Origin of the sequence: Gilliamella sp. B3367, from assembly GCF_026536825.1 — a bacterium.
GTDB lineage: Bacteria > Pseudomonadota > Gammaproteobacteria > Enterobacterales > Orbaceae > Gilliamella > Gilliamella apicola_E.
Window position 1 is genome coordinate 198,673 of record NZ_JAFNNJ010000002.1, and the last position, 13,994, is coordinate 212,666.

Consider the following 13,994-nt stretch of genomic DNA (forward strand, 5'->3'; position numbering starts at 1 on the left):
ATTTATTGTGTTAACCGCTAAAAATTTAACATTTGGTTATGGTCGTCGAATGATAATTAATGATGTATCTTTATCAATAAATTCAGGCGAAATTGTAATTATCATTGGTCCTAATGGCGCAGGTAAGTCCACTTTATTGCGTTTACTAACAGGTTATCAAAAACCATTATCTGGTGAATGTTATCTATTAGATAAACCATTATCACAGTGGCCACAAAAACAATTAGCAAAAATAAGAACAGTTATGCTTCAACAAAGCCAACTTACTTTTCCTTTTAAAGTAAAAGAAGTAATAGCAATGGGACGAGCTCCTTATGGCAAAATACATTTTGATGAATCAATTCACGAAGTGATGGTACAAACTGATTGTTTACAATTTGCTGACCGAGATTATAGAGGTTTATCCGGAGGAGAACAGCAAAGAGTTCAATTAGCTAGAGTCTTAGCTCAATTGTGGCAACCGCAATCTAATGAAAAATTATTATTTTTAGATGAACCTACCTCTGCACTTGATCTTTATCATCAACAACATACTTTAAGATTATTAAAGCAGTTAGCTATTAAACAGAAATTGGCTGTATGTTGCATCTTACATGATCTCAATTTAGCTGCTTTGTATGCTGATAAAATTATTCTTGTTAACCAAGGAAAAATTGTAGAACAAGGCGTACCATCTGAAGTATTAACTGTTGAAAATATCAATCGATGGTATGGTGTTGAATTAGGTGTTTATAATCACCCTAAACATTCATCAATACCTCAAATCTATTTAAATCCCTAAAGGATAAATCTAATATCATCCGCTCCATTTTCGTTCAAAATGAGTATATAATTAAGCAAACTTAACAATTGGGGCTGATGATGATTAACGAAAATAGTAATAATTCTATTCTGGTTTCAGATCTACTTGCAGCACACCCTGTCTTTAGTTGTCAATTGGATGGGAAGGGTAAAGCCAACCCTTTAAATGATAAAAGTGAAGCTTCAATTTCACAACCTTATTGGATACATCTTGATTTTGCTAAAAGCGAAACAATCAATTGGATTAACCAAACAAATTTAATTCCAGATCTTGTCAAAAATGAATTGATTAAACCCAATCAGTTTCCTAAAGAAATTCGCTTTGATACAGGCATTTTAGTCGTACTTAAAGGTGTTAATTTTACACCTAATGAGCTACCTGATCCTATCGTCACTTTCCGATTTTATATAACTGATAATTTTATAATATCAACTAGGCACCAAAAAATTGATGCCATCATCAAATTAAAAGAAAATTTAGAAAAAGGTATTGGCCCTGTAGATGTTGCTGATTGGCTAATTCAACTTTCTGAATTAATTTGTGATCAAGTTAATTTATCTTTTGATGGGGTTCACAATAAAATCATCAAATTGGAAGATCTATTATTAAATCAACGGATTTTTTCTCACAAGGAAATTGGAAGAGTTCGTAAACAACTTTTTATATTACGTCGTTTACTTTCCCCACAGCGCGATATATTTGTCAAAATTTCGACTGAAAGAATATCTTGGATTGATGACAATGATCGCCAGCGATTGCATGACATTTCTAGCCAACAAAATCACTATGTCTCTGAAATTGATAGTTGTTTGATTAGAATTGGTTCCGTTATGGAACAAATTAATAGCATTTTGGCCGAATCGACCAATAAACGTATTTATTTAATGTCCTTGTTTACCATCATTTTTACACCAATTACTTTTATCACTAGTTTGCTTGGTGTTAATTTGGCCGGCATTCCGTTCAATGAAAAAGAGTGGTCATTTATTGGGTTAATATTACTATTAATTCTGATCAGTATACTTTCAGTGATATGGCTTAAGCTAAAAAAATGGTGGTAAAAAATTAAGCTTAAATATGAAAAAGGAAATATATTGATGTATTTTGATAAAATTATTAATAAAAAAGATATTGAATCATTATTTCAAAGTACAACTCAAACAATTATTCAAGCTTATTGGGAAGGAAATATCGGTTTTGCATATGCTGATGATTTATTGCAGCCTACATCAGTAGCAATTAATCTTGGTTGCTTCTTTTTTTTAGCAGGTCAACCAAACAAGCAAATGCTTCACTATATTCCAAAAGTATATAGTGATGATTATGCAATTCTTATCCCTATTGATAAAACTTGGCAAAATTTAATTGAAAATGTATATCGCAACAATTATGAAAAAATTACACGTTATAGTTTTTATACTCCTACAGAATTTGATATTCAGAAACTACAATTAATTATCTCAAAATTACCTGAAAACTATCAATTAAAAGCTATTGATGAAAAGTATTATCAGCAAATTCTCAATCTTGAATGGGCTAAAGACTTGTGTAAAAACTTTAACTCATACTTGGATTTTGAAAAATCAGGATTGGGATTTATTATTTTAAAAGATAATGTTATTGTTTCTGGTGCATCATCTTATTTAGCATATAATAATAGTATCGACATTGAAGTCGATACAATAGTTGAGGAAAGACGAAAAGGACTTGCATTGATTAGTTCGGCAAAGTTAATTTTAGCTTGCCTAGATCGTCAAATAACACCTAACTGGGATGCTCACAACAAGCCCTCTTTAAAGCTTGCTACTGAGTTGGGTTATATTTTAAATCAACCCTATAATGCTTATGTCGTTTGGAATTTATGATTAACACTAATTATTATGCAATCTAAAGAACCTTATCGTCTATTTATTGCCGAAAAACCGAGCTTAGCTAGAGCTATTGCTGATGTTTTGCCTAAACCCCACCAAAAGGGAAATGGATTTATCAAAGCCAGTAATGGTGATATTGTTAGCTGGTGTATTGGGCACTTATTAGAACAAGCAACACCTGAAATATATGATGAACGCTATAAAAAATGGGTTTTAGACGATCTACCCATTGTTCCTGCAAAATGGATATTGATACCCAAAAATAGTACCGAAAAACAATTTAACACCTTAGTTGAATTGATTAAATCAGCTGAACAAATTGTACATGCGGGTGACCCAGATAGAGAAGGGCAATTATTAGTTGATGAAGTACTTAACTATTGCCAGTTACCACCAGAAAAGCGGAAAACTATTCAACGTTGTTTAATCAGCGATTTGAATGCTAGTGCTGTTGAAAAATCACTTGAGCAATTACGTAGTAATCAAGATTTTATCCCATTATCTACTTCTGCTTTAGCAAGAGCAAGAGCTGATTGGTTATATGGGATGAATATGAGTCGTGTTTGTACTCTTGTGGGGCAACGAAGCGGTTATCGTGGTGTACTATCTATTGGGCGCGTACAAACGCCGATTTTAGGATTAGTAGTTAGACGAGATTTAGAGATAGCGCAATTTGTTCCTAAACCATTTTATGAAGTTTATGCCATATTACAAACCAAGGATAACGAAACCTTCAAGGCCAAATGGCAACCAAGCGAGGCATGTGAACCTTATCAAGATGAAGAGGGCAGAGTTTTAGTTAAAGGTTTAGCAGAAAACGTTTGTCAACGAATTAAAGATCAGACAGGTACTATTGATAAAGTAAGTAATAAAAAGAAAGAACTTGCACCACCTATGCCATTTAATTTATCTGCTTTACAAATTGAAATGGCAAAACGAAATGGTCTAAGTGCACAAGATGTGCTTGATATTTGCCAATCATTATATGAAAAACATAAATTAATTACCTATCCTCGTTCAGATTGCCGTTTTTTGCCGGAAGAGCACTTAACACAAATTAATGGTGTAAAATCTGCGATTGAAAACAATTGTTCTGCGTTACAATTTGCAATTAATAATGCTGATTTCACTTTACGTTCCAAAGCTTGGAATGATAAAAAAGTTGAGGCTCACCACGCTATTATTCCAACATTGCGTAAAGTGAGAACCGAAAGTTTATCTAGTAATGAGTTAGCCGTCTATCAAGTGATTGCTACACAATACTTAGCACAATTTTATCCAGCTTATAAATATGCTGAGTTACAGATTGATGTTGATATCAATGGTGGTAAATTTATCTCTAAAGCCAATCAAATGTTGGACGAAGGCTGGAAAGTACTGTTTAGAAGTAAAAATTATCAAGCAGAGAACGATACCGATAATAGTGAGAATAATGGTTTATTAACTAAATTAGTTAAAAAAGGCGAATCAGTCCTATGTATTGATACCGAATTACTCAGTAAAGAAACTCAACCTCCAAGACCATTTACGGATGCGACTTTACTTTCTGCAATGACAGGTATAGCTAGATTTGTTAAAGATCCTGAGATAAAAAAAATATTACGCGAAACTGATGGATTAGGTACTGAGGCAACAAGAGCTGGTATTATTGAGCTTTTATTTAAACGTCAATTTTTAACGCGTCAAGGTAAATCAATTCGTTCAACGAAAGTAGGCCAAAATTTGATTTTATCATTACCGGAAAGTGTTTCAATGCCAGATATGACTGCACATTGGGAGTTACAGCTTGAGGAAATTAGTAAAAAAGAATTCAGTTATCAACAATTTATGTATCAATTAAATTCGTCTTTGCTTACATTAGTTGAACAGTTAAAAAATTCAAGATTGAAAATTCAATCATAAATTTCTATTAGCAAAAGGACAATAAATAGTTTTATTATTTATTGTCCTGCCTAATAATAAAATCTAAATAATGATTATTCTTCTAAATCCGTAGACTCTTTTTTGTCAATTTCTTTAGAGAGTGTATCAATTGGTCTATTTTCATCGAGGATTTTAGCAAATACTTTATTTGCTCTAATTAAAAATTGTTTATCCTTTAAAAGGATGCGGTAACTATTTAATCTTTTTAATGGTCCTTTAGCAAATTGCGCAACAATGATTATTAAAACAAAAATCGTCAATACAGAAATAATGACATTAATAATCCATTCTGATTTGAAAATAGTATGGAGATTATATATAACCATAAAAAAGGTAAATAGACTAACAGCAGCAGTTAAAATCACGTCTTTAATTAAAAAAGGTCTAAGAAATGTAATACGGTTTTTTTCAATACCGAAATATTGAGTTAATTGATTTAATTGACTCAATTCAATAACATTATGAATATCTGCATTAACAACAGAAATAGCAATTCTTTCTTTGTTAATATTGCCTGGTTTATAAAAACAAACTTTTTCCCAAATCAGCTTTTTCTTGATATTGTTTAAATAATCTTTTTGATAACTAGGTTGAGGTACTTTTTCTAATATATCTGTATATCTAATAATATTGTCAAAGTAATTATTAGGTGTGTTTCTTTTATAAATAAAGCCAATAATTGATAGAGCGAAGATAATAAATAAATTAAACCAATTATCTTGCAACAATTGAGTAATATCCATCCAATTTAACCAGTGTTGTTAACAATTGGTTAATTGTAACTGATATTATGTAAAACGGGTATTAATTCTACATTTCATCATCCTAGTAGTGGTGTTTTTAATCAATTGCAACTTTATTACAAGTAATCGGTTGACTTCTTGAATGTAAAAGCGTATAAAGTGCTCGCCTTTGAGCTTTTCTTACTTTTTTAACGATAAGAGATGGTTAAAAATGAGGTTTAAGAAAAGTTGAAATACAAAGTGATGAGTTCAATTTACAGGAGAAATATGGACAGTCAATCGGGTCACCCCAAACTATGGGGAGATAAATTCAAACACATCATTATCGGTTAATGAACCTGTCTAAATAGTTATTTTTTCAGTTCACAAGCCGAAATTGATAAAAACGGTAACGGTGAACGATATGCAGTTTTCTACACGCTATCACACAAATTCAAAATACCTTTGTGCTCATAAAGCACTTTTGCGAGTGTTATATCTGACTGATAAGCATTTAGAGCCACCTAGTTGTATCTAACTTTTAACTAATATTATTTTTAATATTTTTATTTCATGTTAAGCCTTAACTGCAATGGTTAGTTATTGCTTTACGTTTAAATTTTAGTCGATAAGAACTTAATAACTCCTAGTTTAACGTTAACTAAGAGCGGGTTCCTTTTGCCTGAAAAATAGATAGGTACAAACTATGATTAAAAAAACATCTCAAGTAAAGACAGATAATACTTTAAACATAAAAGCACTTGAAGAAGCTCAGAATAGCTTAGATAGCATTTTGTCTAAATTTCAATCAAGTCTTTCGGGGTTAACTCAAGAAAATGTAAAATCTCGATTGGAACAGTATGGTAAAAATGAAGTGGCTCGAGAAAAAGTGCCATCAGCTTTTGTTCAGTTACTTTTAGCTTTTAAGAACCCATTTATATTTGTACTATTAATATTAGCACTGGTAAGTTTTTTTACTGATTACTGGTTGCCATTACAAAACGGTGAAGAGACAGATCTAACTGGAATTATTATCATTTTAACCATGGTAACACTTAGTGGATTATTGCGTTTTTGGCAGGAGTTTCGTTCAAATAAAGCTGCTGAAGCATTAAAGTCAATGATCCGAACTACAGCCACAGTTCTACGCCGTCGTAATAAAAATATGCCAACTGAGCATATTGAAGTTCCTTTAAGCGATATCGTTCCTGGAGATATTGTGTTTTTATCAGCTGGGGACATGATTCCTGCCGATATTCGTTTAATCGAATCGCGAGATTTATTTGTGAGTCAAGCGGTGTTAACCGGTGAATCAATTCCAGTTGAAAAATATGACACCTTAGGCGCGGTATCGCAAAAAACGACAGAAGAGATAGATTCTTCAAAAATTGATAAGGACAATGTACTTGATGTAAACAATATTTGTTTTATGGGCACCAATGTAGTGAGTGGAACAGCTAAAGCTATTGTTGTTGCAACAGGTGCTGATACACATTTTGGTTCATTAGCAAAATCAATAGTGGGTTCAAGAGCCGAAACCTCATTTGATCGCGGTGTAAATAGCGTAAGTTGGTTATTAATTCGCTTTATGTTAGTGATGGTTCCGATTGTATTACTAATAAATGGATTTACCAAAGGCGATTGGGGGGAAGCAACATTATTTGCATTAGCTGTTGCTGTTGGTTTGACGCCTGAAATGTTACCGATGATTGTTAGTGCAAATCTAGCTAAAGGTGCTGTTGGCATGGCAAAACGAAAAGTTGTGGTAAAACGTTTGAATGCTATTCAAAACTTTGGCGCGATGGACATTTTATGTACTGATAAAACCGGTACTTTAACACAAGATAAAATCATTTTAGAACATCACTTAGACATTAATGGGCAGATTGATCCATCTGTTTTACAACTGGCCTGGCTCAATAGTTACTATCAAAGTGGAATGAAAAACTTGATGGATAAAGCGATCATCCGTTTTGCTGAAGAAAAAACCAGTGTTAAAAAAGTGGGTGTAGGTCTTTATAAAAAAATTGATGAATTACCATTTGATTTTGTTCGCCGTCGTTTATCGGTTGTTGTACAAGGCAATGATGAAAATCATTTAATGATCTGTAAAGGCGCAGTTGAAGAAATGCTATCTATTTCAGATTTTGTTTATGAAAACGGCGAGTATTTACCGTTAGACGAAAATCGTAAACAAGCATTGATTGAACTTGCACACAATTATAATAAAGATGGATTTAGAGTGTTAGCAGTAGGTGTAAAAGATATTTCAGCATCACAAACTAAAGCTCAATATAGTGTCCAAGATGAAAAATCATTAGCCATTCGTGGGTTTTTGACTTTCTTAGATCCACCTAAAGAGAGTGCTTATGAAGCTATTTCTGCATTGAATGAACATGGAGTTGGCGTTAAAGTTCTAACTGGTGACAATGAAATCATCACGATTAAAGTATGCCGAGAAGTTGGCTTAGAACCGGGTATACCTTTACTTGGTAACGACATTGAAAAAATGAGTGACGCTGAGTTAAAAGAGCAAATTGAGCAACGCACTATTTTTGCTAAGTTGACTCCATTACAAAAATCTCGAATCATTAGATTGTTACAAAGTAATGGTCATACTGTTGGATTTTTAGGTGATGGGATTAATGATGCGCCAGCGTTGAGAGATGCAGATGTTGGTATTTCAGTGGACACCGCTACTGATATCGCTAAAGAATCAGCTGATATCATTTTGCTTGAAAAAAGCTTACTTGTATTAGAAGAAGGTGTAATTTGCGGACGAGAAACTTTCGGTAATATTATGAAATACCTAAATATGACCGCAAGTTCTAACTTTGGTAACATCTTCTCTGTATTAGTGGCTAGTGCATTTCTACCATTTTTACCAATGCTTGCGATTCATTTGCTTATCCAAAACTTATTATATGATATCTCACAATTATCATTACCTTGGGATAAGATGGATGAAGAGTTTTTACAAAAACCTCGTAAATGGGATGCACAAAATATTGGACGTTTTATGATCTGGATTGGACCAACATCCTCTATTTTTGACATAACAACATATGCATTGATGTGGTTTGTTTTTGGTGCTAATAGTGTTGCAGCTGAATCATTGTTTCACTCAGGTTGGTTTATCGAAGGATTGTTATCACAAACTTTAGTTGTACATATGCTAAGGACTCAGAAAATACCATTTATACAAAGTACCGCGGCATTCCCAGTAATAGTAATGACTATACTAATTATGGCGGTGGGTATTTATATTCCTTTTTCACCAATAGGTAGCCTAATTGGTCTTCAACCATTACCATGGTCCTATTTTCCATGGTTAGTTGCAACATTATTAAGTTACTGTGTGGTTGCTCAAATAATGAAAAGGATTTACATAAAACGCTTTGGACAATGGTTCTAAAATAACAAAATTGATGTAAGTGACGATGTTGCTTACATCATTAACTAAAGAAGTATAAATATTGAACTAGTGTGTTATAGTAGTGATGAGTACACATTTGATAAATATAATTGATAATAATATTTGTATAAATAATCGAGCTTTTTAGAAATTTTTTTAAGGAGCCTATAAATAACAATAAGAGGAGTAAAAAATGAAAACCCCACACAAAAATTTAATTATACTAATCAAACATCGCAAACTGAAAAAAGAACAAGAGAAAGATAATAAATAACTTTCTATAAATGATTTGCAAAAAATTGCTATAAAATTAAACCCCACAGCTTGGGGTTTTATAACACAATAAAGCTTTATAAGCTTATATTTGATGAGTTATTTAGAAGCTTTTTTCAAAATTTCGTAAAGTTCATCTTTTAATTTTAGCTTCAGTTTTTTTAGACTTTCAATCGTTTCCGAAGTATCAATTGCAATACCAGACTCGATATTTTTAATTTTTTGATCGAGCTCATTGTGCTCATCAAATAATTTTTGGAAATGTAAATCTGAGTTTTTTAGTTTAGAGATTAAATCACGGTATTCTGGAAACATACAGCCTCCTTATAAGATTAATTAAAATAATAGCAGTTAACAATAATTCAGCTTACAATATTCTCAATTGTTTTAATAGCAATTTTTGAATGGGAGATGTCTATGAATGAAAAGATCGTTATTGCAAAAAGTGAAGGTAATGATTTATACATCCTTGCATCGTTGGCTAATCGCCATGGTTTAATTACTGGTGCAACAGGTACAGGTAAAACCGTAACCCTACAAAAGATGGCGGAAAAATTCTCGCAGATTGGTGTACCCGTGTTTCTTGCTGATGTAAAAGGTGATTTGACCGGTTTAGGGGAAAATGGCCTATTATCTGAAAAATTAAAAGCACGGCTAGAAAGTATTGGTGTAAAAGATTGGCTTCCTAATTCTTCTCCTTTAGAAATATGGGATGTATTTGGTGAAAATGGTATTCCCGTTCGCAGTACAGTTTCCGATATAGGTCCTATATTATTAGGTCGATTATTAAATCTCAATGACATTCAATCTGGCGTTCTACAATTAGTTTTTAAAATTGCCGATGATAATGGATTATTATTACTAGACTTTAAGGATTTAAGAACATTCATCCAATTTATTGGTGATAACGCTAAAAAATTTACTACCCAATATGGCAATATAAGTTTATCAACTATTGGTGCTATTCAACGTGGATTGCTTACTTTAGAACAGCAAGGTGCTGAATTCTTCCTAGGTGAGCCGATGTTTGATATACATGATTTAATGCAAACTAATGTTGATGGTCGTGGTGTTATTAATATTTTATCTGCCAGTAAATTATATAATTCACCAAAATTATATTCAGTATTTTTACTTTGGTTATTATCAGAACTATTCGAGCATTTACCAGAAGTAGGTGACCTTGATAAACCAAAACTTGTATTTTTCTTTGACGAAGCACATTTACTTTTTAATGATATTTCTCCCGCATTATTAGAAAAAATCGAACAAGTTGTTCGCCTTATTCGTTCTAAAGGAGTGGGGATTTATTTTGCTACACAAAGCCCAACCGATATTCCAGAAACTATCCTTGGTCAATTGGGGAATCGAGTGCAGCACGCTTTACGAGCATTTACACCTAAAGATCAAAAAGCAGTCAAAGTGGCAGCTCAAACCATGCGAGCTAACCCAAATTTTAACACTGAAAAAGCTATTATGGAGCTTGGGGTAGGAGAGGCTTTAATTTCATTTCTAGATGAAAAGGGGCGCCCTAATATTGTTCAACGCGGAATGATAATAGCGCCAGAATCAAAAATGGGGCCTATGGATATAGAAAAACAGTTGACGATTATTCAAAAATCTCGCTTTTATGATAAATATTCAAAAACCATCGATCGCGAATCAGCCTACGAAAAACTTAAACAGGGTTTTAGTATAAATACTGAAAATAGTCAAAATTCAATAGAAACTGATTCCAATCAGAATCCATCTGATAAAGAGGAACATGGTGGTATAATGGACTTTTTAAGTTCACTTATTTTTGGTAGAACCGGCCCAAAAGGTGGACAGCATGACGGTATCGTTCAAAGTGTTGCTAAAAGTGCGACCAGACAGATGGTAAATCAAATTGGAAGACAAATTACTCGAGGAATCTTGGGTGGTTTCAAAAAATAGGTTAGATTAATAAACTACAAAAAGGAGTTATAGATGTTAAAATTGTTTATTGAATGGTACAAAAAACGCTTTAGCGATCCTCATGTGGTTTCGTTAATGATTGTTATCATTGTTTTATTTTTTATCATCTATTTTTTCAATAAAATTTTACTGCCTATTTTGATTGCTATCGTTTTATCTTATCTACTAGATAGACCGGTTAAGTATTTACAACAAAAGAGAGTTCCTCACACATTAGCTGTTGTTATTGTACTATTTGTATTTATGTTTGTCGGCTTAACCGGAATTATGATTTTGTTACCATTGATTTGGCAACAAGGTGTTAGTTTAATAACAAATATTCCAAATATGTTGAATTTTGTTAATAAATTCATCACATCATTGCCTGAACATTATCCGGAGCTTATCGATGTTGGTCTATTTGACTCAATACTCCAAGGTATAACTAATAAAGTCATGCAAACAGGTAACTCATTGCTCCAGTTTTCAATCAGCTCACTGTTTAGCTTAGTTTCTGTTGCTATAAATGCGGTATTAGTTCCGATTATTATGTTTTTCTTATTGAAAGATAAATCTAAGATATGGGGATATTGTTCGAAAATATTACCAAAAAATCGAACAATATTAAACAAAGTAGCTACAGAGATGGATCAACAAATATCTAATTACATAGTCGGTAATGTTTTACACATCATTATTTTAACTGCCTGTGTCTATATTCCATTTTGGTATTTTGGTTTAGATTATGGATTATTGTTAGCAGTGTTAGTTGGTGTTTCAGTACTTATTCCTTACATTGGTATTATTATTTCAAGTATCCCTATTGTCCTAATTGCACTTTTCCAATGGGGGGTAACTGCACAATTTGGATATTTAATGTTCTTTTATATCCTTATTCAGGCTCTTGATGGCAATTTATTGGTTCCTTATCTTTTCTCTGAAAAACTTAACTTGCATCCTTTAGTGATTATTGTAGCTGTTATCATTTTTGGCGGGTTATGGGGATTTTGGGGCGTATTTTTTGCTATACCGTTAGCAACTTTAGTTAAAGCGATTATAAATGCTTGGCCAAATCTTGAAGAGATTAATAATATTAAAAGTGAAAAAAAAGCAGATTAATGAAAATATAATCTGCTTTAATTAGAAGTGTTAACTATGGTTCTTAAGATAATCTAAAACCACAGTGTGATGGTTGGTCGTTTTGAAGTCATCAAAGACTTTCTCGATCTTACCATCTTTACCAATCAAAAAGCTTATACGATGGATACCGTCATAAGTTTTTCCCATAAACTCTTTTTCGCCCCAAACACCAAACGCTTCAGAGGTTTTATGATCCTCATCTGAAAGTAGAGTAAAATTCAACAATTCTTTATCAACAAAACGCGACAGTTTTTCAGGTTTATCCGTACTAATACCAATAACAACTACATTATATTTCTTAAAATCGTCAGCACTGTCTCGTAAATTGCAAGCTTGTACTGTACAACCAGGAGTCATCGCTTTCGGATAGAAATAGAGCAAAATACGCTGACCTTTGAAATCTTTTGAACTAATTAGCTCACCATCCTGATCAGGCAGAGAAAATTGAGGTGCTTTTTCACCTTCTTTTAAAGGATTAACCATAAATTTATTACCTATGTTAATAGTTAAAATTTTAAGCGCTATGGGTATAATTTACTATATTTTATCAAATTAACTTATGTTTTTTAAAAAACGACTTGCTGCATCAATCGTATGATCGATTTCTTTATCTGTGTGCATAAGTGACATGAAACCTGCTTCGAAAGCTGAAGGCGCAAAGTAAACCCCTTCGGCGAGCATATGATGATAGAATTTCTTGAATAATTCAACATCACAATTCATTACATCCTTATAACTGCTCACTTCTAGAGCATTTGTAAAGAAAAATCCAAACATTCCTCCAGCATGATTAACCACAAACGGAATATTATATCGTTTTGCTTCTGCATATAGGCCATTAACTAGTGAGGCAGTTTTTTCTTCTAACTCTGAATAAATACCAACATCCATTAACTTTGTCAACGTGGCATAACCCGCTGCCATAGCAACAGGATTCCCTGAAAGTGTTCCTGCTTGATAAATTGGTCCAGTTGGTGCTAATTGTTGCATAATTTCAGCACGCCCGCCAAAAGCACCTACAGGCATACCGCCACCTATAATCTTACCTAAGCAAGTCAAATCAGGAACTAAATCATAATACTCTTGAGCTCCGCCAAGTGAAACCCTAAACCCAGTCATCACCTCATCAATAATTAATAAAGCCCCGTAAGTATCACACAAGCTTCTTAATCCTTGTAAAAACGAATTTTTAGCTGGGACACAATTCATATTGCCTGCCACAGGTTCAATAATAATTGCAGCAATTTCATTAGGATATTGCTCAAATTGTTTTTTTACTGATTCTAAATCGTTATAATCACAAACTAATGTATGTTTAACAAAATCCTCAGGCACACCCGGTGAAGTAGGGTGCCCAAAAGTGAGCGCACCAGAACCGGCTTTAACAAGCAAATAGTCAGCATGTCCATGGTAACAACCTTCAAATTTGATTATTTTGTCACGTCCTGTATAGCCTCGTGCAAGGCGAATTGCACTCATAGTTGCCTCAGTGCCTGAATTCACCATACGTAACATTTCTATTGATGGAATTAATTGTGTAACTAGGTTAGCCATTTTTGTTTCGATTTCGGTTGGCGCACCATAACTCAAACCATTACGAACAGCGTTAATAACTGCATTGGCAACATCAGGGTCATTATGACCTAAAATCATAGGTCCCCAAGATCCGACATAATCAATATAAGCTTTTTCATCAACATCATAAATATAAGCACCATTAGCTTTCTCTATAAATAATGGCGTACCACCAACTCCATTAAAAGCACGTACAGGTGAATTAACACCACCTGGCATAAAAGCCATTGCTTCGCGGTAAAGTATTTCAGATTTAAATGTTTTAAGCATAATTATGGTCTTCTTTATAGTAATTGTTGTCGTATTTATTCATAAAATTAACTTAAATTCAAGCAAGC

At 33.0% G+C, this 13,994-nt stretch carries 11 protein-coding genes; 7 read left to right on the plus strand and 4 right to left on the minus strand.

Going from position 1 to position 13,994, the window contains the following annotated elements; genetic code table 11:
• Positions 1 to 4 precede the first annotated feature (4 nt).
• The 4 genes from J3U23_RS03920 (at position 5) to J3U23_RS03935 (ending at position 4,575) form a co-directional block, all read left to right on the plus strand.
• The gene (locus J3U23_RS03920; protein WP_416379931.1) at positions 5 to 781 is read left to right on the plus strand and encodes a heme ABC transporter ATP-binding protein; all 777 of its coding nucleotides are present in this window, start codon (positions 5 to 7) and stop codon (positions 779 to 781) included.
• An 80-nt stretch (positions 782 to 861) separates the two neighbouring features.
• On the plus strand, positions 862 to 1,863 hold the full coding sequence (gene zntB / locus J3U23_RS03925) for a zinc transporter ZntB (RefSeq protein ID WP_267338545.1): 1,002 nt from the start codon (positions 862 to 864) through the stop codon (positions 1,861 to 1,863).
• Positions 1,864 to 1,899: 36 nt separating this feature from the next.
• Positions 1,900 to 2,667: a GNAT family N-acetyltransferase gene (locus J3U23_RS03930; RefSeq protein ID WP_267338546.1), complete on the plus strand. Its 768-nt coding sequence runs from the start codon at positions 1,900 to 1,902 to the stop codon at positions 2,665 to 2,667.
• Positions 2,668 to 2,682: 15 nt separating this feature from the next.
• A complete protein-coding gene (locus tag J3U23_RS03935) occupies positions 2,683 to 4,575 on the plus strand; it encodes a DNA topoisomerase III (RefSeq protein ID WP_267336917.1) in 1,893 nt (630 codons plus the stop codon).
• Between the two features lie 74 nt (positions 4,576 to 4,649).
• Here the strand turns inward: J3U23_RS03935 and J3U23_RS03940 are convergent, their stop codons facing one another.
• Positions 4,650 to 5,339 carry a hypothetical protein gene (locus J3U23_RS03940; protein WP_065562486.1) on the minus strand — a complete coding sequence of 230 codons (690 nt, stop codon included), beginning with the start codon at positions 5,337 to 5,339 and terminating at the stop codon, positions 4,650 to 4,652.
• A 685-nt stretch (positions 5,340 to 6,024) separates the two neighbouring features.
• Here J3U23_RS03940 and mgtA point away from each other — a divergent pair.
• A complete protein-coding gene (mgtA, locus tag J3U23_RS03945) occupies positions 6,025 to 8,733 on the plus strand; it encodes a magnesium-translocating P-type ATPase (RefSeq protein ID WP_267338547.1) in 2,709 nt (902 codons plus the stop codon).
• A gap of 372 nt (positions 8,734 to 9,105) precedes the next feature.
• On the opposite strand, the gene J3U23_RS03950 is transcribed toward mgtA, so the two are convergent.
• Complete coding sequence (locus J3U23_RS03950) at positions 9,106 to 9,321, minus strand: YdcH family protein (protein WP_065562488.1); 216 nt, start codon at positions 9,319 to 9,321, stop codon at positions 9,106 to 9,108.
• A gap of 102 nt (positions 9,322 to 9,423) precedes the next feature.
• On the opposite strand from J3U23_RS03950, the gene J3U23_RS03955 reads away from it, so the two are divergent.
• On the plus strand, positions 9,424 to 10,941 hold the full coding sequence (locus J3U23_RS03955; protein WP_267336914.1) for a helicase HerA-like C-terminal domain-containing protein: 1,518 nt from the start codon (positions 9,424 to 9,426) through the stop codon (positions 10,939 to 10,941).
• A gap of 33 nt (positions 10,942 to 10,974) precedes the next feature.
• Positions 10,975 to 12,060, plus strand: a complete 1,086-nt coding sequence (locus J3U23_RS03960) for an AI-2E family transporter (protein WP_065562490.1) — start codon at positions 10,975 to 10,977, stop codon at positions 12,058 to 12,060.
• Positions 12,061 to 12,090: 30 nt separating this feature from the next.
• On the opposite strand, the gene bcp is transcribed toward J3U23_RS03960, so the two are convergent.
• Positions 12,091 to 12,564, minus strand: a complete 474-nt coding sequence (bcp, locus tag J3U23_RS03965) for a thioredoxin-dependent thiol peroxidase (protein ID WP_065562491.1) — start codon at positions 12,562 to 12,564, stop codon at positions 12,091 to 12,093.
• A gap of 69 nt (positions 12,565 to 12,633) precedes the next feature.
• On the minus strand, positions 12,634 to 13,926 hold the full coding sequence (hemL, locus tag J3U23_RS03970) for a glutamate-1-semialdehyde 2,1-aminomutase (protein WP_267338548.1): 1,293 nt from the start codon (positions 13,924 to 13,926) through the stop codon (positions 12,634 to 12,636).
• Positions 13,927 to 13,994: the final 68 nt, after the last annotated feature.

What these genes read in the sequence shown, in the direction of transcription:
- zntB (WP_267338545.1), top strand. Translation starts at nt 862, where the DNA reads ATGATTAACGAAAATAGTAATAATTCTATTCTGGTTTCAGATCTACTT.
- J3U23_RS03930 (WP_267338546.1), top strand. Translation starts at nt 1,900, where the DNA reads ATGTATTTTGATAAAATTATTAATAAAAAAGATATTGAATCATTATTT.
- J3U23_RS03935 (WP_267336917.1), top strand. Translation starts at nt 2,683, where the DNA reads ATGCAATCTAAAGAACCTTATCGTCTATTTATTGCCGAAAAACCGAGC.
- J3U23_RS03940 (WP_065562486.1), bottom strand. Translation starts at nt 5,339, where the DNA reads ATGGATATTACTCAATTGTTGCAAGATAATTGGTTTAATTTATTTATT.
- mgtA (WP_267338547.1), top strand. Translation starts at nt 6,025, where the DNA reads ATGATTAAAAAAACATCTCAAGTAAAGACAGATAATACTTTAAACATA.
- J3U23_RS03950 (WP_065562488.1), bottom strand. Translation starts at nt 9,321, where the DNA reads ATGTTTCCAGAATACCGTGATTTAATCTCTAAACTAAAAAACTCAGAT.
- J3U23_RS03955 (WP_267336914.1), top strand. Translation starts at nt 9,424, where the DNA reads ATGAATGAAAAGATCGTTATTGCAAAAAGTGAAGGTAATGATTTATAC.
- J3U23_RS03960 (WP_065562490.1), top strand. Translation starts at nt 10,975, where the DNA reads ATGTTAAAATTGTTTATTGAATGGTACAAAAAACGCTTTAGCGATCCT.
- bcp (WP_065562491.1), bottom strand. Translation starts at nt 12,564, where the DNA reads ATGGTTAATCCTTTAAAAGAAGGTGAAAAAGCACCTCAATTTTCTCTG.
- hemL (WP_267338548.1), bottom strand. Translation starts at nt 13,926, where the DNA reads ATGCTTAAAACATTTAAATCTGAAATACTTTACCGCGAAGCAATGGCT.